At 37.9% G+C, this 26,715-nt stretch carries 24 protein-coding genes and 1 pseudogene; 12 read left to right on the plus strand and 13 right to left on the minus strand.

The genetic code is table 11. The annotated features are described in order from the left end of the window. The 7 genes and pseudogenes from CUB63_RS04795 to CUB63_RS04825 all read left to right on the plus strand — a co-directional run. Window positions 1–330 (plus strand): annotated as a pseudogene (locus CUB63_RS04795) (electron transport complex subunit RsxC); the annotation flags it as partial. A gap of 6 nt (window positions 331–336) precedes the next feature. Continuing rightward, on the plus strand, window positions 337–1,413 hold the full coding sequence (rsxD, locus tag CUB63_RS04800) for an electron transport complex subunit RsxD (protein WP_109847578.1): 1,077 nt from the start codon (window positions 337–339) through the stop codon (window positions 1,411–1,413). Window positions 1,414–1,430: 17 nt separating this feature from the next. After that, the gene (gene rsxG / locus CUB63_RS04805; RefSeq protein ID WP_109400387.1) at window positions 1,431–2,057 is read left to right on the plus strand and encodes an electron transport complex subunit RsxG; all 627 of its coding nucleotides are present in this window, start codon (window positions 1,431–1,433) and stop codon (window positions 2,055–2,057) included. 1 nt (window position 2,058) lies between these two features. Beyond that, on the plus strand, window positions 2,059–2,763 hold the full coding sequence (locus tag CUB63_RS04810; protein WP_072063886.1) for an electron transport complex subunit E: 705 nt from the start codon (window positions 2,059–2,061) through the stop codon (window positions 2,761–2,763). Window positions 2,764–2,775: 12 nt separating this feature from the next. Beyond that, entirely contained in the window at window positions 2,776–3,414 is a 639-nt protein-coding gene (nth, locus tag CUB63_RS04815) for an endonuclease III (RefSeq protein WP_006536938.1), read from the plus strand. A 114-nt stretch (window positions 3,415–3,528) separates the two neighbouring features. Continuing rightward, window positions 3,529–5,475 (plus strand): exoribonuclease II, encoded by a 1,947-nt coding sequence (locus tag CUB63_RS04820; protein WP_109847579.1) that lies wholly within the window; start codon window positions 3,529–3,531, stop codon window positions 5,473–5,475. Window positions 5,476–5,660: 185 nt separating this feature from the next. After that, window positions 5,661–6,209 carry an RNA 2'-phosphotransferase gene (locus CUB63_RS04825; protein ID WP_109400385.1) on the plus strand — a complete coding sequence of 183 codons (549 nt, stop codon included), beginning with the start codon at window positions 5,661–5,663 and terminating at the stop codon, window positions 6,207–6,209. 133 nt (window positions 6,210–6,342) lie between these two features. Here the strand turns inward: CUB63_RS04825 and yciH are convergent, their stop codons facing one another. From yciH to pgpB, 5 genes are all read right to left on the minus strand, one after another. Next, window positions 6,343–6,666 (minus strand): stress response translation initiation inhibitor YciH, encoded by a 324-nt coding sequence (gene yciH / locus CUB63_RS04830; protein ID WP_006536941.1) that lies wholly within the window; start codon window positions 6,664–6,666, stop codon window positions 6,343–6,345. Then, window positions 6,667–7,401, minus strand: coding sequence for an orotidine-5'-phosphate decarboxylase (pyrF, locus tag CUB63_RS04835; RefSeq protein WP_006536942.1), 735 nt, complete (start codon window positions 7,399–7,401; stop codon window positions 6,667–6,669). It lies immediately after the preceding gene. Between the two features lie 45 nt (window positions 7,402–7,446). After that, window positions 7,447–8,616 (minus strand): lipopolysaccharide assembly protein LapB, encoded by a 1,170-nt coding sequence (gene lapB / locus CUB63_RS04840; protein ID WP_006536943.1) that lies wholly within the window; start codon window positions 8,614–8,616, stop codon window positions 7,447–7,449. Window positions 8,617–8,628: 12 nt separating this feature from the next. Continuing rightward, window positions 8,629–8,946 (minus strand): LapA family protein, encoded by a 318-nt coding sequence (locus CUB63_RS04845; protein WP_072063882.1) that lies wholly within the window; start codon window positions 8,944–8,946, stop codon window positions 8,629–8,631. Between the two features lie 159 nt (window positions 8,947–9,105). Next, the gene (gene pgpB / locus CUB63_RS04850; RefSeq protein ID WP_006536945.1) at window positions 9,106–9,813 is read right to left on the minus strand and encodes a phosphatidylglycerophosphatase B; all 708 of its coding nucleotides are present in this window, start codon (window positions 9,811–9,813) and stop codon (window positions 9,106–9,108) included. Window positions 9,814–10,098: 285 nt separating this feature from the next. On the opposite strand from pgpB, the gene ribA reads away from it, so the two are divergent. Then, complete coding sequence (ribA, locus tag CUB63_RS04855; RefSeq protein WP_109400383.1) at window positions 10,099–10,698, plus strand: GTP cyclohydrolase II; 600 nt, start codon at window positions 10,099–10,101, stop codon at window positions 10,696–10,698. A 297-nt stretch (window positions 10,699–10,995) separates the two neighbouring features. On the opposite strand, the gene CUB63_RS04860 is transcribed toward ribA, so the two are convergent. Continuing rightward, the gene (locus tag CUB63_RS04860) at window positions 10,996–12,360 is read right to left on the minus strand and encodes an LbetaH domain-containing protein (protein WP_109400382.1); all 1,365 of its coding nucleotides are present in this window, start codon (window positions 12,358–12,360) and stop codon (window positions 10,996–10,998) included. Window positions 12,361–12,575: 215 nt separating this feature from the next. Further along, a complete protein-coding gene (gene acnA / locus CUB63_RS04865; RefSeq protein WP_109847581.1) occupies window positions 12,576–15,248 on the minus strand; it encodes an aconitate hydratase AcnA in 2,673 nt (890 codons plus the stop codon). Window positions 15,249–15,467: 219 nt separating this feature from the next. On the opposite strand from acnA, the gene CUB63_RS04870 reads away from it, so the two are divergent. After that, the gene (locus CUB63_RS04870; RefSeq protein ID WP_109847582.1) at window positions 15,468–16,298 is read left to right on the plus strand and encodes a hypothetical protein; all 831 of its coding nucleotides are present in this window, start codon (window positions 15,468–15,470) and stop codon (window positions 16,296–16,298) included. A gap of 61 nt (window positions 16,299–16,359) precedes the next feature. Here CUB63_RS04870 and cysB read toward each other — a convergent pair whose 3' ends face one another. From cysB to topA, 3 genes are all read right to left on the minus strand, one after another. After that, a complete protein-coding gene (gene cysB, locus CUB63_RS04875; protein ID WP_006536954.1) occupies window positions 16,360–17,334 on the minus strand; it encodes an HTH-type transcriptional regulator CysB in 975 nt (324 codons plus the stop codon). 240 nt (window positions 17,335–17,574) lie between these two features. After that, window positions 17,575–18,099 carry a superoxide dismutase family protein gene (sodC, locus tag CUB63_RS04880; protein WP_109847583.1) on the minus strand — a complete coding sequence of 175 codons (525 nt, stop codon included), beginning with the start codon at window positions 18,097–18,099 and terminating at the stop codon, window positions 17,575–17,577. A 155-nt stretch (window positions 18,100–18,254) separates the two neighbouring features. Further along, window positions 18,255–20,852, minus strand: a complete 2,598-nt coding sequence (topA, locus tag CUB63_RS04885) for a type I DNA topoisomerase (protein ID WP_072062505.1) — start codon at window positions 20,850–20,852, stop codon at window positions 18,255–18,257. A gap of 307 nt (window positions 20,853–21,159) precedes the next feature. Here topA and CUB63_RS04890 point away from each other — a divergent pair, with 307 nt between their 5' ends. Next, window positions 21,160–21,408: a YciN family protein gene (locus CUB63_RS04890; RefSeq protein WP_006536960.1), complete on the plus strand. Its 249-nt coding sequence runs from the start codon at window positions 21,160–21,162 to the stop codon at window positions 21,406–21,408. 399 nt (window positions 21,409–21,807) lie between these two features. Here the strand turns inward: CUB63_RS04890 and sohB are convergent, their stop codons facing one another. Continuing rightward, entirely contained in the window at window positions 21,808–22,854 is a 1,047-nt protein-coding gene (gene sohB, locus CUB63_RS04895; protein WP_072062507.1) for a protease SohB, read from the minus strand. Between the two features lie 213 nt (window positions 22,855–23,067). Between sohB and CUB63_RS04900 the strand changes: the two genes are divergently transcribed. Together CUB63_RS04900 and cobO are read left to right on the plus strand one after the other, a co-directional pair. Further along, on the plus strand, window positions 23,068–23,829 hold the full coding sequence (locus CUB63_RS04900) for a YciK family oxidoreductase (RefSeq protein ID WP_174704118.1): 762 nt from the start codon (window positions 23,068–23,070) through the stop codon (window positions 23,827–23,829). Between the two features lie 25 nt (window positions 23,830–23,854). Further along, a complete protein-coding gene (cobO, locus tag CUB63_RS04905; RefSeq protein WP_006536964.1) occupies window positions 23,855–24,445 on the plus strand; it encodes a cob(I)yrinic acid a,c-diamide adenosyltransferase in 591 nt (196 codons plus the stop codon). A gap of 23 nt (window positions 24,446–24,468) precedes the next feature. Here the strand turns inward: cobO and CUB63_RS04910 are convergent, their stop codons facing one another. Both CUB63_RS04910 and rluB read right to left on the minus strand, forming a co-directional pair. Next, complete coding sequence (locus CUB63_RS04910; RefSeq protein ID WP_109847584.1) at window positions 24,469–25,419, minus strand: hypothetical protein; 951 nt, start codon at window positions 25,417–25,419, stop codon at window positions 24,469–24,471. 179 nt (window positions 25,420–25,598) lie between these two features. After that, window positions 25,599–26,522 carry a 23S rRNA pseudouridine(2605) synthase RluB gene (gene rluB, locus CUB63_RS04915; protein WP_072062509.1) on the minus strand — a complete coding sequence of 308 codons (924 nt, stop codon included), beginning with the start codon at window positions 26,520–26,522 and terminating at the stop codon, window positions 25,599–25,601. Window positions 26,523–26,715 lie beyond the last annotated feature (193 nt).

Consider the following 26,715-nt stretch of genomic DNA (forward strand, 5'->3'; position numbering starts at 1 on the left):
GTTGCCGCTGCATTGGCTCGTGTGAAAGCAAAGAAAGCACAGCAAGCTTCCCAAGCAACGCCAGCCGTTGAAGCGCCTGTTGAAAGCGCTAAAGCCGAAGATGTCGATCCACGTAAAGCTGCTGTTGCCGCCGCTATTGCTAGAGTAAAAGCTAAAAAAGAAGCCGAACAAGCCTCTCAAGCAACGCCAGCCGTTGAAGCACCTGTTGAAAACGCTGAAGCCGAAGATGTCGATCCACGTAAAGTTGCCGTTGCCGCTGCTATTGCCAGAGTAAAAGCAAAAAAAGAAGCCGAACAACGTCGAGCTAAAGAAGAAGTTACCTTGGATTAATCACAGATGAAATTTAGACCGATACAAAATAACAACAGTAAATTAAAAATTGCGAGTTCCCCTTTTACGCATAATCAGCAATCCACCAGCCAAGTTATGCTATGGGTAACATTAGCAGCACTGCCGGGGATCTTAAGCCAGATCTATTTCTTTGGCTTAGGCACTATTTACCAAATTGTGTTAGCTATTATTGTGGCGCTTGTCACTGAAACACTCTGCGTAAAGCTTAAAAAAGAAGATCCTTTACTTTATCTGAAAGACAATTCAGCACTACTGACAGGCGTATTACTCGCCATTAGCATTCCACCTTTAGCGCCTTGGTGGATCATTGTTTTAGGCACTTTTGTTGCGATTGTTATCGCAAAACATATTTATGGCGGTTTAGGGCAAAATCCGTTTAACCCTGCAATGGTAGGGTATGTAGTTTTACTGATCTCATTCCCAGTACAAATGACATCGTGGATGCCTCCTGTTGAATTACAAGCAGTTTCTTACAATGTCATGGACAGTTTAAGCGTCTTCTTTACAGGTCATACCTCATCAGGTTTAACACTTGAAGATTTAAGACGCTCTGTTGACGGCATTACACAAGCAACACCTCTAGATAGTTTTAAAACAGGCTTACTCACACATTCTATTGATGAAGTCTTAGCGACACCTATTTTACAAGGTGAATTTGCCGGCATTGGATGGCAATGGGTGAATGTCGCTTATTTAATTGGTGGATTAGTTCTACTTTATAAACGCATTATTAGCTGGCATATCCCTGTTGCGATGATTTCTGTATTAGCGCTTTGTTCGGTTATTAGCTGGGGTATCGACCCTACTCGTTACTCACAACCGTTATTACAGATTTTCTCTGGAGCGACAATGTTAGGTGCATTTTTTATTGCTACTGATCCTGTTAGCGCCTCAACAACACCTAAAGGTCGTTTAATTTATGCGGGAATGATTGGTTTATTAGTTTGGGTTATACGTGTTTATGGCGGATACCCAGATGCCGTTGCCTTCTCTGTATTACTAGCCAATATTGCTGTACCTCTTATTGATAGCTATACACGCCCTCGTGTTTATGGCCATTAATTGCTAAGGAGAAAATGATGATCGAAATCTTAAAACGCCATGGACTCACATTAGCTATCTTTGCAGCTTGTACTACGGGTTTAACCGCTGTGGTATACCACTTAACCGCAAACACCATTGCAGAACAAGTGGCTATAGAAAAACAGAAATTATTGGATCAGGTGATCCCTCAAGCAATGTATGACAATGAGCTTTCTAAAGATTGTTATCTACTTACGGCCCCTGAATTGGGAAATTCAAAACCTCATAAACTTTATGTTGCGCGTTTAGAAGGTAAACCTGTTGCAGCAGCCTTAGAATCTACCGCCCCAGATGGTTATTCAGGTGCAATTGAGCTTCTTGTTGGCGCTGACTTTAAAGGCAACGTGCTAGGGGTTCGTGTAACCGCACATAACGAAACGCCTGGTCTGGGTGATAAAATTGAGACACGCATTTCCGATTGGATCACAACGCTAAGTAATAAATTCATTTCCAGTGAAAACGATCCACACTGGGCAGTAAAAAAAGATGGCGGAGATTTTGATCAATTTACAGGTGCGACAATCACCCCCCGCGCTGTCGTTAACTCATCAAAACGCACAGCATGGCTAATACAATCATTACCAGAGAAACTCGATACACTCTCTGTCTGTGAGGCGAATTAATATGAACTCCATCAAAACGCTCTTTGCCCAAGGGTTATGGACAAACAACTCAGCCTTAGTGCAATTACTTGGTCTATGCCCTTTGCTGGCGGTTTCCTCTACAGCAACAAACGCCTTAGGCTTAGGTATTGCGACAACATTAGTGCTATTTTGCACCAATGTGGCTGTTTCTAGCTTACGTCGTTGGGTTCCCTCTGAAATTCGTATCCCAATTTATGTTATGATAATTGCGTCTGTCGTCAGTGCTGTGCAATTACTGATCAACGCATACGCCTACGGTTTATACCAATCGTTGGGGATCTTTATTCCATTAATAGTCACCAACTGTATTGTTATTGGCCGCGCTGAAGCTTTCGCTGCTAAAAATGAAGTCTTTCCTTCTGCCATTGATGGTTTAGCAATGGGATTAGGGGCAACAGCCGCACTCTTTGTGTTAGGCGCGATCCGTGAAATTTTAGGTAACGGAACATTATTTGACGGTGCAGATTTATTGTTAGGCGAATGGGCTCAAGTATTAAGAGTTGAGATAATACATTTAGACTCACCCTTCTTACTCGCCATTTTGCCACCAGGTGCTTTTATCGGCTTAGGCTTTATGTTGGCAGCAAAATACCTTATCGATGAAAGACAGAAAAAGCGCAGCGCTTTGACAACGAAAACTTACGAAAAAGAGCAAGGCTGTGGTAGTCATATCGTTAAAAATTAATTTGTGAGCATAATGAATCAAGCAAAACGTATTGAAATTCTAACTCGGTTGCGTGATAACAATCCGCAACCTACGACAGAGCTAAAATTTGACTCTCCGTTTGAACTATTGATCTCCGTGTTACTCTCTGCACAAGCGACCGATGTGAGTGTCAATAAGGCAACTGCTAAACTTTATCCAGTTGCCAATACACCACAAGCGATACTCAATTTAGGGGTGGATGGTCTTAAAGAATATATTAAAACCATTGGCCTCTATAATACTAAAGCTGAAAATGTGATTAAGACCTGTCAAATCTTAGTCGATAAACATAACAGTGAAGTTCCTGAAAACAGAGAAGCCCTAGAAGCCTTACCTGGTGTTGGTCGTAAAACAGCAAATGTCGTTTTAAACACAGCATTTGGTTGGCCAACCATTGCTGTCGATACACATATCTTTAGAGTAAGTAATCGCACAGGTTTCGCCCCCGGTAAAAATGTCAATGAAGTAGAACAAAAACTGTTAAAGGTTGTTCCGGCAGAATTTAAAGTTGATTGTCACCATTGGCTTATTCTTCATGGTCGTTATACCTGTATTGCACGAAAACCACGGTGTGGCTCTTGTATTATTGAAGATCTGTGTGAATTTAAAGAAAAAACAGATCCTGAATAATTTTTTACCGATTTGTCTGTTTTTCTGATGCAATATTACTTGCGTCACTACATACAATCGAATAAAACTATTGCCCACTTTTTATTATTAAAACTGCCGACTTTCCGGAAAAATATGTTTCAAGACAATCCGCTGCTTGCACAGCTAAAACAGCAACTCCATGCCCAGACACCGCGCGTGGAAGGCCTTGTAAAGGGAACAGATAAAGGCTTTGGCTTCCTTGAAGTTGATGGTCAGAAAAGCTATTTTATTCCCCCTCCGCAAATGAAAAAAGTGATGCACGGCGACCGAGTTATTGCTGCCGTTCATACAAACGGTGATAAAGAATCGGTTGAACCCGAAGAATTAGTCGAACCTTTCTTAACACGTTTTGTCGGCCGTATTCAGAAAAAAGAAGGTGATAACCGTCTGTGGATAATCCCAGACCATCCTCTTTTAAAAGATGTGATCCCTTGCCGTCCAGCTCAAGGTTTAACGCATAGCTTTGTGGATCAAGATTGGGCAGTTGCCGTAATGCGTCGCCACCCACTGAATAAAGGTGATAAAGGTTTTCAAGCAGAAATAACTGACTATATTACGGATAAAGATGATCACTTCGCACCTTGGTGGGTGACCTTAATGCGTCATCAACTTGAACGTGATGCCCCAGAAATGGGTGACGAAGCGCTAACATTACATGACGCATTACCTCGCGAAGATCTGACTTCTCTCTCCTTTGTCACTATTGATAGTGCCTCAACAGAAGATATGGATGACGCGCTCTTTATTCGTAAAGAAGATAACGGCCAATTAACACTATTTATCGCAATCGCCGATCCTACGGCTTATATTCTGCCAAATAGCGAATTAGATAAAATTGCGGCACAACGCGCGCTGACTAATTATCTGCCTGGCTTTAATATCCCAATGTTACCTCGTGAGCTATCTGATAACATTTGCTCATTACGTCCTAATGAAAAGCGCCCAGCATTAGTCTGCCAAGTCAGCATTGCACAAGATGGTGCATTACATGAAGACATTCACTTCTATTCTGCATGGGTAGAATCAAAAGCTAAACTGGTTTATGACAACATTTCAGATTGGCTAGAAGGTGAAAACTCACAATGGCAACCTGAAAATGAAATGGTTCATGAGCAAGTGATGTTATTAAAAGAGATGTGTGAAAAACGTCATGAATGGCGTGAAAAACATGCTCTAGTCTTTAAAGAACGTCCTGATTACCGTTTTATTCTTGATGAAGGCGGTAATGTTTTAGATATCGTTGCAGAAAAACGTCGTATCGCAAACCGCATTGTCGAAGAAGCAATGATCACAGCCAATATCTGTGCAGCTAAAGTGCTGGCGAAAAACTTAGGCTTTGGTGTTTATAACGTTCATACTGGTTTTGATCCACTCTATATCGATCAAGTTGTACAGACCTTAAAAGATAACGGTATTGAAACAACATCTGAACGTTTATTAACGCTTGAAGGCTTCTGCCAATTACGTCGTGAACTTGATAACCAACCGAATCAATTCCTTGATAGTCGTATTCGTCATTACCAAAACTTTGCTGAAATCAAATCAGAGCCAGGCCCACACTTTGGTTTAGGTTTAGAAGCTTATGCAACATGGACTTCACCAATTCGTAAATACAGTGATATTTTAAATCACCGTTTACTCAAAGCGATTATCAGCAAAGAACCCGCTGAAAAGCCACAAGAAGAAGATGGTATTCGTATTGCAGAACGCCGTCGTGCTAATCGTATGGCTGAGCGTGATGTGGGTGATTGGTTATATGCACGTTTCTTAAAACCTTTTGCTGGTACTGAAACATCATTTAATGCAGAAATTATTGATATTACGCGTGGTGGTGTTCGTGTCCGTTTAGTTGAAAATGGTGCGGTCGCCTTTATTCCGGCTCCTTTCTTACATGCTGTGCGTGATGAAATTCAATGTAGTCAAGAAACGGGGACAGTGATTGCGAAAGGCGAAAGTGCTTATAAACTCAATGATATCATTCCTGTTCGTATCGAAGATGTAAAACTGGAAACACGTAATATCGTTGCTCGCCCTATCTAATTAGTCTGTGGTCGGTATACAATAAAACTGATGGTTCATTTTAAGCCATCAGTTTTTTTATGCCTCTTATTTTTGCTAGACACAACACTAGAAGTTTAAAGGGAATAAAAAAGGGATCTTTTATGGTATTAAGAAAATAGAACACTCAGACCATAAATTTAGTAAATAACGAATGGATTGAATTAATGAAAGACAAAGTACAAATTAGTCGTTTTTTAAGTTATATATTACGTCATGCCCCTGAAAGTATTGGTTTAACATTAGATGATCAAGGTTGGGGAGAAATATCAACATTAATTTCATTAGCACAGAAAAATGGAACACCACTAACCCTTAAGTTAATTAAAGACGTTGTAGAAACCAATGATAAAAAGCGTTTTGCTATCTCAGAAGATGGACTTTTTATTCGTGCCGTTCAAGGACACTCTCTTAAGACTACGGTTGATTACCAAGCTATTACTCCTCCTAAAATACTTTATCACGGCACGGCTACTCGCTTTATCACCAGCATTTTTGATCAAGGCTTAATACCAAATGGTCGTCAATACGTTCACCTTTCACAAGATTATAAAACAGCCGTGAATGTCGGCAATCGTCATGGAAAAGCCGTTGTTTTAACGGTGGATAGTGAAAAAATGTTTAGTGAAGGTTTTGAATTTTATCAAGCAGATAATGGTGTTTGGCTAACACTTTCAGTACCAGCTAAATATCTAAAAATCGATGAGAATGAATAGAATGAAATGCAAAAAAATAGGTGACAATGTCACCTATGATATTATTGATGAACTCGCTGTTTTACTAATAATTAATCAGAATAACCTGTGATCGTAATTTTAGAGCCTTTCTTATCTTCTTCCATACTATAAATCAGCCACCAGCAAGTTTAACTTTCATTCCTTTGGCTTCTAATAGCGATTTAATTAAATCACGCTTATCGCCTTGGATCTCAATTAAACCGTCTTTGACACTACCACCACAGCCACATTTTTTCTTCAATTCAGCCGCTAGTTTGGCTAACTCTGCATCATCCAGATCGATACCTGAAACAACACAAACCCCTTTGCCTTTACGTCCACTAGTTTGACGTTGAATACGCACAATACCATCACCAGCAGGGCGTACTGGCTTTTGTTCTTCTTCTTTTATGCGACCTGTATCTGTGGAATAAACCAAACGAGAGTTATTATCCATTTACATACCTTGTATAGAACGATTAATTTGTTGCAATGTTTCAAGAGGATTATCACTACGTGTAATAGGACGTCCAATCACCATATAATCAACCCCTGCTACAATGGCTTGTTCTGGTGTCATGACGCGACGCTGATCGCCAACATCACTTCCTGCAGGGCGAATACCTGGTGTCACTAATAAGAAATCATCACCACAAACTTGTTTAAAACGCGTTGCCTCATGAGCAGAACAGACAACACCATCAAGACCACAAGATTTTGTCAGTAATGCCAAGCGCTCTGCTTGTTCTGCAGGCGTCAATGTTATTCCCAATTCAATCAAATCAGATTGATCCATACTGGTAAGTACAGTCACTGCTGTTAAAAGTGGCGCATCTTTACCAAAGGCTGCTAGACTCTCTTTAGCCGCACGCATCATACGACTTCCACCACTCGCGTGTACATTGACCATCCATACACCTAAATCAGCCGCCGCTGCAACTGCTCTTGCAACGGTATTGGGAATATCATGAAATTTTAAATCTAAGAAAATATCAAACCCTTCTTTTTGTAATTGAGTCACAAATTGAGGTCCAAAACGGGTAAACATCTCTTTACCAATTTTTAAACGACAAGATGAGGGATCAATACGCTGTGCAAAATCTAATGCACTTTTTTGGTCTTCATAGTCTAGTGCCACAATAACGGGCGCGCAGGTAAGCTCGGGCGATTTTTTATCACAATGAAATGACATTTTAGGGCCTTTATTTATAAAGAGACTATTAAAAAAGTGACATCATCACTGACCATCTAAACCGCGAATAGGTTTAACGGTATCCCATGAACGACAGGATGGACAATGCCAATATAATGCATGAGAGGTAAAACCACATTTATGACATCGATAATCTGGTTTTGTGCGAATTTGTTCACCCACCATATAGCGCAATAAGATAAGGCTCTCTTTGGCACGTCCTTCTTCCGCTTCAGCTAAATGGTAACGCATTAAACGATAGAATAGACGCATGGTTGGATGACGTTCTAATTGACGATTAATGTATAACTGAGCCGCTTCAATACCTTCTTTAGCTTCAATAATGTCTGCAAGGTAAAGCTCCGCAATTGCACCACAATTACTATCTACACATTGACGTAAATAAGCTTCCCAACGAGAAGTATCACCTTGAGCTTGGAAACATTCAAAAAGCATAGGTAAGGTTTCACTGACCATCTCTTTATCTTGCTCAATAACTTTCATTAAAACATCAATAGCTTTTTGTTTATCATCACGAGCAATATAAATACGACCATACATAATTGAAACACGGGCACAAAAAGGATCCATTTGCCCTGCTTTTTGCAACAAATTAAGCGCGCTATCAAGATTATCACTGCTCATTTCTTGAAGTGCCAATTCACAATAAAAATGTGAAATTTGTTCTTTTAATTCATGCTGACCTAATTTAACTAATTTTTCAGCCGTCTCTATCGCTTTTCCCCAATCACTGGTTAACTGATAAATAGCCAACAAGGATTGTAGAGCACTTTGGCGAAATTCTTGTTCATCAATAAGTTGCTGAAACATATTTTCAGCTCGATCGTAAACACCCGCCGCCACATAGTCACGACCTAACTGTTGAACAGCAAGTAGACGTTGATCAAAGGAAAGCGCAGCACTCTCCATTAACGATTGGTGGATACGAATAGCTCGTTCGACTTCGCCACGAGAGCGAAAAAGATTACCTAAAGTAAGATGAGCTTCAAAAGCTGAACTATCTTCTTTAAGCATTTCGAGGAAAAGATCAACGGCTTTATCTTGTTGATCAGAGAGTAAAAAGTTAACACCCGCCACATACTCACGTGACAGGCGATCGGCATTCTGCTGTTTGTCCTGTTGAGCGCCGCGACGCCCCATATACCAGCCGTAAGCCGCCGCGACAGGTAATAACAGAAACAGCAATTCTAGCATCAGCTATCGTCCTTATTTCGTAGCGGAAGCAACCGTTGGGCGACTTTCTTGGCTTTCTTGTTTTGTTTGGGCGCTTTCAAGACGTTTAATTTTACGCTTTGCTCGGCCTAGTGATAAGCGTACACGTAGATAAAAAACACCACTTACAATCCAACCAAGTACAAAGCCCACACCAAACAGGATCGCTAACAAGGTAGAAATACGATATTCACCTTGAGCAATAAGGTAATTAAATGTGACTACCTGATCGTTATTTGAGCCTAAAGTCATGGCAATCACCACGATGGCAAGAACAAGAATAACCAAAATAAAAAGTAGGACTTTTTTCACATTATTTCCTTTTTTATTCTCTTTTCTTTAGTAGACAGATAAAGGTAGCATTTTCACTGCGCACAAAGAAAGTCATTTCTTAGAATCATCTGATTTTCGTATATTTTTTCACATAAATATCGAAAAAGACATTCTGTATCTCAAAAATAAGGGCTATCGTCAGGATTTGAGCAATAAACGTCGCTCAATCACCTTAAATGCACACCAAACCAGCACTGTGCTAATAAGAATACCGACAATCACATCAGATGCCCAGTGCATTCCTAATACAATACGCCCTACCGTGACATCTATCCCCCATAATAACCCGAGTGACGCTAAAAAATAATGACGACGCAACATAAAAAGGACAAAAACAAATAATGCGAGTGTGGCTGAAAATAAACTATGACCAGACGGAAAAGCATAACCCGTCTCAGCTTTCCAATATTGAAGTTGCCATTCAGGGATCACCGATGAATTAACTAATCCATTTTGGAGTAATTGTTCTCGCTCAGGTCTTGATACTTGATAAAAAGCCTCTGGTGTAATGTGTAAATTTTCACTGACCCAAACAACATAAGGACGAGGTTCTTTTACTGTATTTTTAACCGCAACCTTAATTAATTGGCCAATAGATAATGTAATAATAATTATCACTGCCAATTGAATAAAATGGTTACGTTTTAATTTCAAAGCGATAAAGAGCAACGCTAAAAAAATAATAACCGTCACAGCTCCCCAAGGTTTCGCAGCACTATCTGCTATCCATAATGTACTTATGCCACCGAAAGGGTGATCAGTAGGTTGCCATTTCCAACCCAATATCAACACGGCACTTGGTATGATTAAGAGCAACATACTACCTAATAGAATCAACTTTGCCATTTGCTTACTCAATATATTGTCCCTTCTCAAATACAAATGTTATCTTCCACTTACAGCTAAAGATTATCAGTATAAACGATGCAAGTTTAGCAATAAATCATTATGCAAGAAGGTGCAAAATCTGATAATTTGTATTGGTGTGAATTTATAAGTGTGTGTTATCCAATTTCCTTGCCTATCAGACATGGAAGTATTTCAGTGTTTTATTTCTCTTTGTTCTCGTTATAAAGTGTATAATCTTGAACTTGAACGAGAGTTTCACCTGAAATTATGAGTCAAAAAATAATGAAATTAAGACGTATCGCAGAAGCAAAACTACCTACTCCTTTTGGTGAGTTTTTAATGGTTGGTTTTGAAGAAATCGCAACAGGTAAAGATCATGTCGCCCTTGTTTATGGCGATATTTCAGGCTCCGAGCCTGTATTATCTCGTATTCATTCAGAATGTTTAACGGGTGATGCTTTATTTAGCCTACGTTGTGATTGTGGTTTCCAACTTGAAGCCGCACTTTCACAAATAAGCAAAACAGGTCGGGGCGTATTACTTTATCATCGCCAAGAAGGGCGAAATATTGGATTACTAAATAAAATACGTGCTTATGCGTTACAAGATAAAGGATTAGATACCGTTGAAGCAAACCTCGAGTTAGGTTTTAAAGCTGATGAACGTGATTTTACCCTTTGTGCTGATATGTATAACCTATTAGGTGTTCATGAAGTTCGATTATTAACCAATAATCCGAAGAAAATTGAAATAATGAAAGCGGCAGGGATTAATGTTATTGAAAGAGTTCCTTTGATCGTCGGACGTAATCCAAGTAATGCACATTATCTTGATACTAAAGCCGATAAAATGGGCCATCTTTTATTTAAGAAAGTGCAATAATACAGCAACAACACAACATTAATTCTTTTCAAATCCGAGTCTAAGCGCTCGGATTTTTTATTTATTCCTTTTATTCTATTAATTAGTAAACTTATATTTCATAAAATGTCCTTTTTATTAATTAAAGCTTTTATTATTACTAATAAAAAATTTAATAGTTAAATTTTAGTATGTATTCTATTTAAAACAGAAAGATGGTATTTTTTATTGAGAGTGAAACTCGCCTTACACCTATATTACTTATAGAAAGTGTATAAAATTAATAACTAGTGATTAAATTTAATCTCAATATAAAAATTAATAGGCTAATTTCACTTTATTATCTAACATGAAAATTAATTTATTATTTTCATCTGCTTTAACTGAAACATTAGCACCATTCCCATATTGATCTCGAATAATACAATCCATTTTGTCTTCTTTCTTACTTGAAGAAAATGGTAGACCATAGTTTATACTATAAGTCCAGAAACATAATCCTACTCTTTCTTTATTAATTGATGTTATTTGAATTGAGGACATTTTATCAAAATGGAAATTCTTTGTATAATAACCAGAAGGATCGAATAAAACCGATTGATCCGTTGATGTACCTATTAATTGATAATTATTTTTATGATAATAATAAAAATCTTTATTTTCCTCACACTCTGCACTTGTTGTTATTGCACCGCCATTACCATTAAATGCAAGGTAATACTTAGACAGCGTTCCACCGGGCATTAACACATTTTTTTCTACTTCTGGGTATATTAGCGGATCAATATCCATATCCTCTTTTGTAAAAACGCGGGGCGGTATCACATTTAATGTTACAACACTCTGCCGATATATAGGACTATTAGGTCTAAAAGCGGTTGTATATTTTGTACCATTGGCAGTAAATTGTGCACATAGTTTTAAAGTATCCATGATTTTATCAACAGATACATACCATATACATGCTGAATAATTTATTTGCTCATAATAATTATCACTGTGAGGATAAATATAACCCTTTGCTTCTTTAGAAATATGTATATCTGAATTTAACGCTTCATTTTTATCATCAACAATAAAAATATTTTTATGCATTTCTTCTTCTGACACTTTAAAATGTCTTTTTTCTTTATCTAGTACAATTAAACCAACACCGATAGGAACTTGATGTTTACCATTTACACAAATATTTGATTCTTGATCCAGGTGATTAATATAAAAAGTAAATTGTATTACACTTTCAATATCTTCCCAATTACCTATATAATATTCAATTTTTTCATTACCTGATATGACGGAATTCCCTTCAACAATAGCATCATTAAAAACAACCGCATTACCTTCAATTTTTGCATTTCCTCTAACACTAGCTCTATTTTTAATGCTCGCGTTTTGTGTGACTACAGCAGAATCATATATTTCTGCATTATCAGATACTGATGCATTACCTGAAATTATCGCATTATCATAAACTTTAGCATTTTTAGATATTATTGCATTTTCTATCACTTTCGCATTACCAAATACCATTGCATCATCATAAATAAAACAACCACCTTCTCGACTTAAATTACTTTCATTTTCAATCCATCCCCCTGGACTACCAGTATATACTCTTTTAATTTTAAACAGGGTAACACCATTATATTCTTTTGATTCATTTGTAATAATATATTTTTTCATTATACGCCTCGCGTCTATTTAATATAATCTTATTAAAATAGAAACTCCTCCAAAACAAGAACCATTGGAATAATATAAAGAAAAAAATAATTAGGTAACATTAAATAAAAAAATAGACCTATTAATTTAAAATAGAAAGACAGTATTTAAAATTTTAAATACTGTCTTTTATGATAATAACTTAATATTTTTTATCTATGTTATTAGAATATTATTTATAACATATTTCTAATCACATAATGCAATATACCACCATGTTGGAAATAAGCTAATTCGGTTTGAGTATCAATACGACAACGCGCCATAATAGTTTCAGTACGATTATCTGCAAAAGTAATATTAACCGCGATATCTTGGCTCGGTATTAATGCATTAAGCCCTGTGATCTCAATTTTCTCATCCCCTTTTAAGCCTAATGTTTGACGAGATACCCCTTTAGGAAACTCTAAAGGTAACACCCCCATACCGATTAAGTTAGAACGGTGAATACGCTCAAAAGAGCCTGCAATGACAGCTCGTACTCCTAATAAACGCGTTCCCTTCGCAGCCCAATCTCGGCTAGAACCAGAACCATATTCACTACCGGCAATAATCACCAGTGGCGTATCTTCTTGTTGATAACGCATGGCTGCATCATAAATAGCCAGTGTTTCGCCGGTTGGAATATGCTTGGTAAAACCACCTTCAACGCCTGGTACCATCTCGTTACGAATACGAATATTGGCAAATGTGCCTCGCATCATTACTTCATGATTGCCGCGTCTTGATCCATAAGAGTTAAAATCTTTCGGCTCGACACCATGTTCACGTAAATAACGCCCTGCAGGACTATCCTCCTTAATATTACCTGCGGGTGAAATATGATCCGTTGTCACCGAATCACCTAAAATAGCCAAAATACTGGCTTGATGAATATCTTTAATCGGAGCTGGCACTTTTGACATTCCTTCAAAGAAAGGAGGATGTCGAATATAGGTAGAATCTGGTTGCCAATCATAAACAGGAGTATCTTGTATTTGCAGTGATTTCCATGTCTCATCACCTTCAAACACGGCAGAGTACTCTTTATGGAACATCTCTGTTTTCACTTTTTCGACAGCATCAGCAATCGCCTTGCTGTCTGGCCAAATATCTTTTAAATAAACAGGAGCACCCTGTTTATCTTTACCTAATGGCTCTTTAGTAAGATCGATATTCATATTTCCTGATAAGGCATAAGCGACCACTAAAGGCGGTGATGCTAACCAGTTGGTTTTCACTAAGGGATGAATTCGACCTTCAAAGTTACGGTTACCAGATAATACAGCCGCAATAGTTAAGTCATTATCCTTAATCGCACTTTCAATCGGTGCTAATAAAGGTCCTGAGTTACCAATACATGTTGTGCAACCATACCCCACAAGATTAAACCCTAATTTATCAAGATAAGGTGTTAGTCCTGCTAAATTAAGATAATCCGTCACCACTTTCGAGCCTGGGGCCAAAGAAGATTTAACCCAAGGTTTACGCTGTAATCCTTTTTCTACCGCATTTTTAGCCAGTAATCCGGCTGCCATTAAGGCATTAGGGTTTGATGTATTGGTACATGATGTGATTGCCGCAATAACAACAGCACCATCGGTTAACTCAAAAGCAGGATAATCATCAATTTTAACTTGAGAAAATTGCACCAGTGATTTCTTATTGGTTTCAAGATCGACTGCGGCTTTAAATGCCTTAGGTACACTCGGTAAATTAACTCTATCTTGAGGACGTTTAGGTCCTGCAAGGCTTGCCTCAACGGTTCCCATATCTAGCGATAATGTTGACGTAAAGATAGGTTCATCGCCTGTGTGTCTCCATAGACCTTGCTCTTTGCTATACGCTTCAACAAGTGCAATCTCTTGCTCTTCACGTCCTGTTAAACGCAAATAATCAAGAGTGATATCATCTATTGGAAAGAATCCGCAGGTCGCGCCATACTCTGGCGACATATTCGCTATTGTTGCACGATCGGCTAAAGGTAATGATGCTAAACCATCGCCATAAAACTCCACAAATTTACCTACAACACCATGAGCACGTAACATCTGTGTGACGGTTAATACCAGATCAGTTGCCGTGATCCCTTCACGTAATTTTCCTGTCAGTTTAAAACCAACAACATCTGGAATTAGCATAGAGATAGGTTGACCTAACATTGCAGCTTCTGCTTCAATGCCTCCTACCCCCCAACCTAACACGCCAAGGCCATTGATCATGGTGGTATGAGAATCCGTACCGACTAATGTATCAGGATAAGCTACATGATGCCCATTTTGCATTTCAGACCAAATAGCTTTGCCTAAATACTCAAGATTTACCTGATGACAAATTCCTGTCCCTGGCGGCACGACACGGAAGCGTTCAAAGGATTGTTGTCCCCAACGCAAGAAAAGGTAGCGTTCATAGTTACGCTCCATTTCAATTTCCACGTTTTCAGCAAACGCATTTTTACTGGCATATTCATCAACCATAACAGAGTGGTCAATAACTAGATCAACGGGTGATAATGGATTAACTTTATCCACTTGCCCACCTAAAGATTTCACAGCTTCACGCATAGCCGCTAAATCAACAACCGCAGGCACACCTGTAAAATCTTGCATCAGCACCCTTGCAGGTCGATACGCAATTTCACGTGATGCATGAGCTGTTTTTTGCCACTCAACTAGCGCCTTAATATCCTCGTCAACGACTGTATCACCATCGAGATGACGCACTAAGTTTTCTAGTAACACCTTCAGTGATTTAGGAAGACGGGTAATATCACCTAACTGGCGAGCAACTTCTGAAAGACGGTAGTACTCATATTTTTGAGATCCGACTAAGAGCGTGGAATGGCTCTCTTTCTTCAAACGTAACGACATAGCTCCTCCTTCTTATTTTTATACTGACAGCATGTTCAAACTATCAAAATAGGTAAGGTTATTTATTAAACATACCATATAACGTTGAATTTCGCTTAAAGACCACACAATTTGTAAACACAATGTTATGGCTGTCATATTGTTAATAAATTTTGGTCTCTAAATTTTCACTTAATTAAGTTTTAATGAAGGAGGTATAACTACGTAAGGATAATATTTATGACTAATAAACAATCTGATTTACTCAAAAACATTATGAATGCTGATCACTATTTTGCGGAACCTGTTACTCCTCCTTTTCCACAAACCTTATCGATGAATGCATTACATTCTCAAAATATAAAAGATTCAGAAGGTTTGGTGCAATTTATCATTGCGTCGCCAAAACCTTTTGAGCCTTCTGAAATAGAAAAAATGTCACAACTTAAAAATATCCAAATTGGGCTTATTTCTATTATGGCAAACCATCTTGCCGCATTAAAAAAAGAGGATAATGAAGCCTATTATCGTCCCGAACATTGGTTAGACACGCTCAACCATTTACCACTTCTAGGGCACAATAAAGTTGAGACAAAGAAACTTCATAAACAAACCTTTGATTTTTCTGTTGCTCAAGCGTTTATTCAATTATTACTAGGAGCTGCAATCAATGCCACCTCTCCTGCACTTGGAGAATTTATTGATTTTTTACGAACTCAAGGACAAAAAATAGAAGTTGGCTTACGAAAATCATTAGACAGCTATCAAACGATAACTATTGCGGGGATCACGGAGATCCTCAATCATAATAATCATCTTATTTTTGTTCCAAAGCTGAAAATTTTGAGCCTACGTTTTTCTTATCAATCAGCGAAAATGCTACTCGCTAGCTGTATAGGTAGTAAATTTACCCTCTCTTTAGAGTACACCACCATTACCTCTATTTTTGATACTAGTGCTCTTGATGATCCACTGATTAATCAGCAGTTTTATGATTTTTTGAATAAGTATCGTCAGCTAAGTATTGCAAAATCAGACGCTTTTTTTAGTGGGGATTTTTATTTGAAATGAGTAATCACAACAATTAGGTTTATGAACACGCTTGAAGGCGGGAATAACCCGCCTTTCAGTATTACACTAATGGTAATTCAATATCTTTAAATAACTCTTCAATCTCTTCATTTGTTCGTAACGCAACAGCTTGCTCAATCAAATTACGCGTAAGATGAGGGGCAAAACGCCACATAAAATCATACATATAACCACGTAAGAAACCACTGCGTCGAAATGCAATTTTAGTAGTGCTATAACTAAATTTATCACGCATATCAATAGCAACTAAATCACTATCAAGTACGGGATCAAATGCCATACTGGCAATTACACCAATACCTAAATGCAGTCTCACATAAGTTTTAATGACATCCGCATCAGTTGCAGTGAAAACTATTTTAGGTTTTAACCCTACTTTACCGAATGCATCATCAAGATCTGAACGTCCTGTAAAACCTTGGGTATAAGTAACGATATCGTAATCTGCAAGCTCTTTTAACGTTACTTCTCGTTTTTGTGCCAGAGGATGATCTTTTGACACCACTACAATACGGTTCCAACGATAACAAGGTAGCATCACTAAATCGTTATAAAGATGCAGCGATTCTGTCGCTATCGCAAAATCACTTTTACCTCTGCATACATCTTCAGCAATTTGCGTTGGCGAACCTTGGTTCATATGCAGTGAAACATCTGGATAGCGCTCAATAAATCCTTTTATTACAGGAGGTAATACATAACGAGCTTGCGTATGCGTTGTTGCAATCGATAGTGAACCTCTATCTGGATAAGTGTGTTCGCCCGCAGCTGAACGAATAGCTTCTGTTTTTGATAAAATCTCTCGAGATAGCCTTACAATTTCTTCACCCGCTGGTGTCACATGCGTTAAATGCTTCCCACTACGAGAAAATATTTGTATACCGAGCTCATCCTCTAACATACGAATTTGTTTACTTATTCCCGGTTGAGATGTATACAAACGCTCTGCCGTGGTCGAAACATTTAAATCGTTATTCACCACTTCAACGATATAACGCAACTGTTGTAATTTCATGGAGAGGCTATCCCTTCAACAAAAGACTTATTATTCCGTTATTCTATTTATATTCATATAACTAAAAAGAATAATAAAGATGTAATATATAACCACTATATCATTTATTTCATTTCGGTCTAACGTAATTAATAGTGTTATTTAGATTTTGTTATATCGAATAGTTATAAGCTATAAAGAAGCATAAAAAAAGCCGACCTTATTTGTCAGCTTTTACCCCATAATAATAGTGGCACTAAATTATTTAATCACACCACATGCCATTCTTGCGCCACCACCGCCAAGAGCCTCAGGATCATCAGAATAATTGTCCCCTCCCACATGCACCATAATTGCTTTATCTTTTACTTGCTCAAGCTTAGTGAGTTTTGGTGCTAATACTGCGTAATCAGCAACACCTTTATCATTGACAACTAATCCTGGTAAATCGCCTAAATGCCCATCTTTATTATAAGGCCCCAAGTGAACACCGACTTTTTCAGGATCTAAATGCCCTCCCGCTTTTAAAGCAGGTACAGGTTTGCCATCTTTCATATCTGGCTCACAAGAACCATTAGCATGAATATGAAAACCATGAATACCCAGTGTTAATCCGGAAAGTTTTGGCGTAAATAACAGCCCATAATCAGTTTCAGTGATAGTGACAACACCAATATCGTTACCAGCACCCGTTGGTAACGCTTCTTTTAACGTGACATCTAACGTTGCAGCACTTGCCACTGAAGTGAAGAGTAAGCTAGATAGTAACAAAGGTATCAGTTTCATAGTATCTCCGTCTTATTATTAGCAAGGTAAAGCATCAGACAAATAGAAATTAACCATTAATACTGTTTTGGTATATTTAATTAGCATACCTTCTTAATACAAAAAAGCGACTAACTCTCATTAGTCGCTTTTTTATTTACCACGTAATGTCAATGTTATTTGGTTTTTTCAACCCACTTGCCATCGACATAAAATGCAGACCAACCTGTTGCTTTACCCTCTTTCTCTGAAGAAACATATTGCTGTTTTGTTTTACGACTAAAACGCACAATAGTTGGGTTTCCTTCAGGATCAGCCACTGGAGCTTCTGCTAAATAACGCATTTTCTCTGCTAAACGGTCTTTAAAGCGCACCAGTTCTTCTACTTTTGGTGCTCGCGTTTCTCTTGATTTAGGGAAGGTATTTGCGGCTAAGAATACACCCGCGGCACCATCACGTAAGACAAAATACGCATCCGATTTTTCACACGGCAACTCAGGAAGCGGTACAGGATCTTCCTTTGGTGGCGCAATCTCACCACTTTTTAAGATTTTACGGGTATTTTTACATTCATCATTGGTGCAACCCATGTATTTACCAAAACGCCCCATTTTCAGGTGCATTTCAGCGCCACATTTATCACACTCTATGACTGGCCCTTCGTAACCTTTTAAGCGGAATTCACCCTCTTCGACTTCATAACCATCACAAGCAGGGTTATTACCACAAACATGTAATTTACGATGCGTGTCAATCAGGTAACTGTCCATTGCAGTACCACATTTCGGGCAACGACGACGAGCACGTAATGCGTTAGTTTCTGCATCTTCCCCTTCCAGAATATTCAATAATTCATCTTCAGGAATAAGGTTAATAGTTTGTTTACAACGCTCTTTAGGCGGTAAAGCATACCCAGAACATCCTAAGAATACGCCTGTTGTCGCCGTTCTAATTCCCATATGACGAGAACAAGTTGGGCATTCAATCGACGTGATTACCATTGGATTTGGCCGCATTCCACCTTCTTCAGGATCTTTTTCAGCGACCTCTAGTTGCTGACTAAAATCGCTGAAGAACGCATCTAATACTTCTTTCCAGTTCTCTTCATTATTGGCAACATGGTCAAGGTGATCTTCCATTTGCGCAGTAAAATCATAATTCATTAAATCGCTAAAATTCTCTTCTAAGCGATCGGTTACAATTTCACCCATTTTTTCTGCATAAAAGCGACGGTTTTCAACTTTCACATAACCGCGATCTTGAATGGTAGAAATGATAGATGCATACGTTGAAGGACGGCCAATTCCACGTTTTTCTAATTCTTTAACTAACGTTGCTTCGCTAAAACGTGCTGGTGGCTTGGTAAAGTGCTGAGTTGGCTCTAACTCAGCTAAAGCCAGTGTTGCCCCTACATCAACTGCAGGTAAAGTTTTATCTTCATCTTTATTCCGCATCGCTGGCATGACTTTCGTCCAACCGGCAAAACGCAAAGTACGACCTTTAGCCCGGAGTTTATAATCACCTGCTTCGACGGTTAATGTCGTTGAATCGTATTTTGCTGGTGTCATTTGACAAGCAACAAATTGATTCCAAATCAGTTGGTATAAACGTTTGGCATCGTTATCCATATCTTTTAAAGATTCTGCGATAACATTAATATCAGAAGGACGGATAGCTTCATGCGCTTCTTGAGAATTTTCTTTGCTCGAATAAACATTTGGCTCTTTCGGCAAATATTTAGCACCAAAATTCTCATTGATATAATCGCGCGCCATTTGAATGGCATCCTGACTTAAGTTAGTTGAGTCAGTACGCATATAAGTTATATAACCAGCTTCATAAAGGCGCTGAGCAAGCATCATCGTCTTTTTCACACCAAAGCTTAAACGTGTACTTGCCGCTTGCTGTAAGGTTGATGTGATAAGCGGTGCACTTGGTTTACTTGATGTTGGTCTATCTTCACGATCTTTTACCGTGAAGGCCGCATTTTGTAATGCCTTAACCGCTACCTGAGTTTCATCAGATGAAACAGGGTTGAAGGCTTTATCATTATAATGCGTGACTTCCATACGCAGAGGCTGTTCATCAGGCGTTAATAATGATGCATGTAATTGCCAATATTCTTCAGGAACAAAGGCTTTAATTTCACGCTCACGTTCAACTAAAAGACGCACAGCAACTGATTGAACTCGACCCGCAGATAATCCACGAGCAACTTTTTTCCAAAGTAAAGGTGAAACCATATAGCCCACAACACGATCCATAAAGCGACGTGCTTGTTGCGCGTTAACGCGATCTATATTTAACTCACCTGGAGTTTGGAAAGCTTGTGTAATAGCATTTTTAGTGATTTCGTTAAAAACCACTCTACTAAATCGTTCATCATCACCGCCGATAACTTCGCGTAAATGCCATGCGATAGCTTCTCCTTCGCGGTCAAGGTCCGTTGCGAGATAGACATGATCAGCTTTCTCAGCCAATGCTTTTAGTTCAGCCACGACTTTTTCTTTGCCGGGTAGAATTTGATAATTCGCATTCCATCCATTATAGGGATCAACGCCCATACGACTGACTAAGGCTGACTTCTCATCCTTTTTAACTTTTTTCACGCCTTTCGTGGCGGATGAGTTTTCGCTCTTCTGGCTGCCAGAACCACTCTTTGGCAAATCACGAATGTGACCCACGCTAGATTTAACTACGTAGTCATTGCCAAGATATTTATTGATCGTTTTGGCTTTAGCCGGGGACTCCACGATAACAAGAGCTTTACCCATAATTACCTTTACCTAATTAAACTTTGTTATGACGGTATTGTTTAATACCCTCAACTAAAAAAATGTTTAAAATCTCTTTTTTATATTGCGTTAGTTTTGCAATATATCAACCTGTTTTTATTCAAAGCTTTTGTTTGAGCTCAAAACTCATGCCCTTTTTTGAGGTATTTTAATTACCTCACAGCCTTGATCAGGAACAGGCAAATCATTGTTTGCTACATATAGAGTAGCTAAGCTTTTAAAAATGCCACACTCTACCTGATAAAAAGTGAGGCGCAACAAATTATTTTTCTAAGGAGCACAGATTATGTCAAAACAAACTACACCGATCACAACAGAGATGCTACTTGAAAAAGCGAATAAAATCATATGTGAACATGAAGATTATTTACAAGGTATGCGTGCTGATTCAGTTGAACAGAAAGGTAATGTCCTCGTATTTAAAGGCGAATTTTTTTTAGATAAACAAGGTTTGCCTACAGCAAAAAGCACCGCAGCATTCAATATGTTTAAGCACTTAGCTCATGTGTTATCTGATAAATACCATTTAGAATAAGTCATCTTTGTGATTATTTTTATTTATTTCCTAAAGTAAATTCATTTACTCTTTATCGATAGCAAAAAAGAGAATTTACTTGCCAGTTATTGCCTTAATCTAGATGCCAATAACTGGCATAATTAAACAAAATAAAAGAATAAAAACTCACTTTTATCCTAAGGTGAAATTATCTGTCACATTTTAATTCACGATTATACTTGCCTATCAATACAATCAGTAATATCAATTATTTCTTTGATTGTCAGTGATATTTTCACTGGTTTTTTTTGCTTTATCGGAATGAAAATTAGAATATTTATTCGGTAAGTTTAAGGATCATGTTTAGTAAGGAAGAAGGAAGGATGATATCAGCGATAACTTGTATCACTGATATCATGTATTACATCTTTATTTGGCTTATAGAAGTGGTTTTTTACTTCTTTGTACCCAACGCATCATCAATTTATCGATGCTTTCCATTGCACCACTTGTAACGCGCTCAACCATTTTCTTCTTGGTAACATATTGGACAGAGAGAACTTCAAAGTCATTAATATGATTGATCAACCAATCATCACTCACTCCAACCTCATCAATTAAGCCTCTATTTAACGCTTCAGAGCCGTACCAATATTCTCCAGTTGCAACACTATCGATATCAAGTTGTGGGCGGTATTTATGCACAAATGATTTAAACAATAAATGTGTTTCATTTAAATCTTGCTTAAATTTCTCACGGCCTTCTTCGGTATTTTCGCCTAACAAGGTCAATGTACGCTTATATTCGCCAGCAGTATGTAACTCAACATCAATATCATTTTTCTTAAGTAAGCGGTGAATGTTAGGGATCTGAGCGACAACACCAATCGAACCAATAATCGCAAATGGCGCAGCAACAATTTTATCTGCCACACATGCCATCATATATCCCCCACTAGCCGCCACTTTATCGACAACGGCGGTCAGTTTAATCCCTTTTTCTTTTAGGCGAGTTAATTGAGCTGCGGCTAATCCATATCCGTGAACCATGCCACCAGGACTTTCTAAACGCAGTAACACTTCATCATTTGCTTGTGCAACAGAAAGAATGGCACTAATTTCTTCGCGTAATGCACCCACTTCGTGTGCATCCATACTACCGTTAAAATCAAGCACATATAAACAAGGTTTTACAACGCCTTTTTTCCCTTCTTTTGCATTGTTTTTACTCTGTTTATTCTCTTTTTTCTGCTGCTTTTTAAACGCTTTATACCAGACTTTTAATTCAGCATCGTCCATTTTTGCTTGTTGCATAACACGCTGTTTTTCTTCGTAAGCTTCAGCAAGATCTGTCACTCTTAACGTCCCTTTACGATTTTGTTTTTTATTTCCAATCACAACGAAAAACAACACGATAGCGATAATCGCCACAACAACAGTGGCAATCTCTGCTAAAAACAGTCCATATTGTAAAATATACTCCACAAAGACCTCTTTTTAAGGTTAATAACACTGACTAAAACCAATATGCCTAGTTTAACGAAATTCTGCTTTAGCGCCAGCAACAAAGGCATGATTATGTTTAATACCATAAAGAAAACAGCCATAAATTGTAAACAAAAAATCTGGCAAAACTGGTCGGTAGACAAATAAGACGTTACACTTTATTTACTTTTTACTAGACAGGATATCAATATGTTGCAATATCAACCCGATCATAGCGTGCTAAAAGATAAAATTATTCTAGTAACAGGTGCTGGTGATGGTATAGGAAAAGAAGCCGCACTAACTTATGCGCAATATGGCGCAACACTTATCTTATTAGGACGTACTCTATCAAAACTTGAAGATGTTCAAGAAGATATCATCACATCAGGTGGTCAACAACCCATGTTATATCCACTTGATCTACTTACAGCAACAGAGAACGACTTTCAACAGTTTGCTGACACACTCGTTAAACGTTTTCCCCATCTTGATGGTGTATTACAAAATGCGGGCTTATTAGGCGTTATCGAGCCTATTATTAATCAACCAAGTAACCTTTGGCATGACGTGATGCAAGTCAACGTCAATGCAACTTTTATGCTCACGAAAGCACTATTACCATTGATGCTCAAGGCACCTCATGCAAGCCTCATTCTCACTACATCCAGCGTTGGTCGCCAAGGACGCTATGGCTGGGGGGCTTATTCTGTTTCTAAATTCGCTACAGAAGGCTTTATGCAGGTACTTAATGAAGAATATAACGAAAGTACCTTGCGTATTAACTGCATTAATCCTGGTGGTACTCGTACTGCAATGCGAGCAAATGCCTTCCCTGATGAGAACCCACAAAAACTAAAAACACCTAAAGATTTGATGCCGTTATATCTCTATTTAATGAGTGATGACAGTATTGATGTGAAAGGACAATCTTTAGATGCACAACCTGGTCGTAAAGCCGGTCCCGCTGAATAACGTAATTTAAGTTTGAGGTAGCAAAATGAATAATGCACAACACCAAAAGCGCCAACAACGTTTAAAAGAGAAAGTCGATACTAGAATTGAGCAAGCTCAACGAGAACAAGGTATCTTGATGATCTTTACAGGTAATGGTAAAGGCAAAACGACGGCAGCGATGGGTACAGCGACACGCGCAGTGGGTCATCAAAAAAAGGTCGGTGTTGTGCAATTTATTAAAGGAACATGGGAAAACGGTGAACGTAATTTATTAGAACAGTTTGGTGTACCTTTCTATGTGATGGAAACAGGATTTACTTGGGAAACTCAAGATAAAAGTACAGATACAGTAGCTTGTTTAAATACTTGGCAATATGCACTCAAACTACTTAATGACCCAGAATACGATCTAGTTATTCTTGATGAAATTACCTATATGATTACCTTTAACTATTTGCCATTAGATGAAGTTATTTCAGCTATTAGCTCTCGCCCTGCCCATCAAAATGTCATTATTACTGGAAGAGGCTGCCATAGAAAATTAATCGAGTTAGCAGATACAGTGACAGAAATGCGTCCTATTAAACACGCTTTTGATAGTGGGATAAAAGCACAAAAAGGCATAGATTGGTAACCACTATGTAAAGAACTCGAATATTAAATAAGAATGGGCTCCCCTAAAATACCAGCACCAAATATACGCCCATTTCTTTTAATAAAATCTAAATACATCTCTCTATCAACAAAAATATGACTTCTTATTTGTTGATCATAAAGTATTGCCATCTTCATGATATGCTTATGATACTCACTATAAAATAATTTTCTTTCTGCAGGATCTCTTGAAGTTAAATATTTTTTAACTACTTCATGAATGCTTATCGCTTCTTTCATCAACTTTTCATCATTGAAGCTAAAGTTATCATCTAACGGAGATAAACTATCTGTTCGTGTATTATTTTTATCGATCCAATTAAAATTATCTTCTGTTATATATTGAGTTAATAAATCATGCTCAGAATAAAATTTAATTCCATAGGGAAATTTAATGATATATTGATAAAAATCATCTTTTGTAAAACATTTGGTTAATGCACTTACTTTTTCATTACCTTCCCAATCAGATAAATAAGTAGGTAGTGGTTCATCGATTGGAATATCACAACTAAAAATATTATTATCAATAAAGAGAGAGTCAGAACTATTAATCGCTCCTCTTAAAAGAATACCATTAACCCATACAGTACGTTCATCTATACGGATTTCCTCAGATGGAGGATATTCTTGTTTAAATAACGTGGTGAAACTATAATAGATATCTCTATTGGGATTAATTATTCCTCCTCGGTTTCCAGGATAAACCATAAATATACTTTGTTTACCTTGACTATCAATAAGTATATGTTCGCCATTATTAAGTTTAATTTTTTTTACTTCGCCTTTCCCCATCACAAATTTAGTATTATCAATTTTAAACTCTAAAGGTTCCAATTGATTATTGTTGATGTAGAAAACACCATTTTGTTTTTCTCTTATAGCAGGATAATCACACCCTGTTACTAAAGAGGCTATATATAACACAGCAATTAAATGAAAATAACGATACATATTATTTTGAATACCTTATCGTTAAATATAAAGTTATTAATAAATACACCCTAATAGGGTCATCATAAATAGATTTATAAAAAAAAGAAAGTAGTCAAAAAAATAATCGCCCTATTAAAATAGAGCGATTATTTTCAAAATGATATTTTAATTTAAAATAATAAATAATTATTCGCTAATTACTTTTTATTTCCTGCTGATTGACGGCGACTTGATGCTCTTTTAGCAGGCGATGTTGAAGTGCGTGTTGAAATTTTAGTATGACGCTTAACTGCACGACGGATCTGATTCGCTTTGATGCGACGCTGATCTTTTTCGACTGCAACTTTTGTTACTGTTTCGTCGTTTAACTCAACTAACTGACGTAAATAGTTGATTTGAGCTAACCCTAATTCAACCCAGCCACCGCGCGGTAAACCTTTTGGTAAATCAATATCACCATAACGAACACGAATAAGACGGCTAACTTGTACACCAACAGCTTCCCACATACGACGCACTTCACGGTTACGCCCTTCAGTCAGTGAAACATTGTACCATTGGTTAATCCCTTCACCACCACGGTAAGAAACAGAACGGAATGAAGCAGGACCATCTTCTAATTGTACACCTCGCGTTAATTGACGAATTTTCGCATCATCGATTTCACCAAAAACACGAACTGCGTATTCACGCTCAACTTCGCGGCTAGGATGCATTAAACGGTTAGCCAATTCACCATCTGTGGTAAATAACAGTAATCCACTGGTGTTTACATCAAGACGACCAACAGCAATCCAGCGAGCACTGTTAAGACGAGGAAGACGTTGGAAAACAGTTGGACGACCTTGCGGATCACTGCGAGTACACAGCTCCCCCTCAGGTTTATAATAAGCAAGCACACGACAGACATCTTTTTGTGCTTCACGAATATTTAGAATACGACCATCTAAGCGGATTTTTGCTGTAGAGGTGACATCAATACGATCACCTAATTTTGCTTTTGTACCATCAATGCTGATACGTCCTTCTTGAAGATAACCTTCAATCTCACGACGAGAGCCGTGACCAGAACGAGCAAGGATTTTTTGTAACTTTTCAGTACGTTGCGATTTATCGCTCATGAAACAACCTCATTTGTCGCCTTCACAGGCGTCATACAATAGAATTAATTTTTAAAAATCAATTAAGTAAAAAATAACCCATGTTTATTAACATAAGAAATAAACACAGGTTTATTGATTCAATAGTGAACAATATTGACGATTTTTCACATCAATATTGTGATAAATAGTGTCGATAAAACGATGTTGGTAA

The sequence above is a fragment of the Proteus penneri genome, from assembly GCF_003144535.1.
GTDB classification, from domain to species: Bacteria; Pseudomonadota; Gammaproteobacteria; order Enterobacterales; family Enterobacteriaceae; genus Proteus; species Proteus penneri.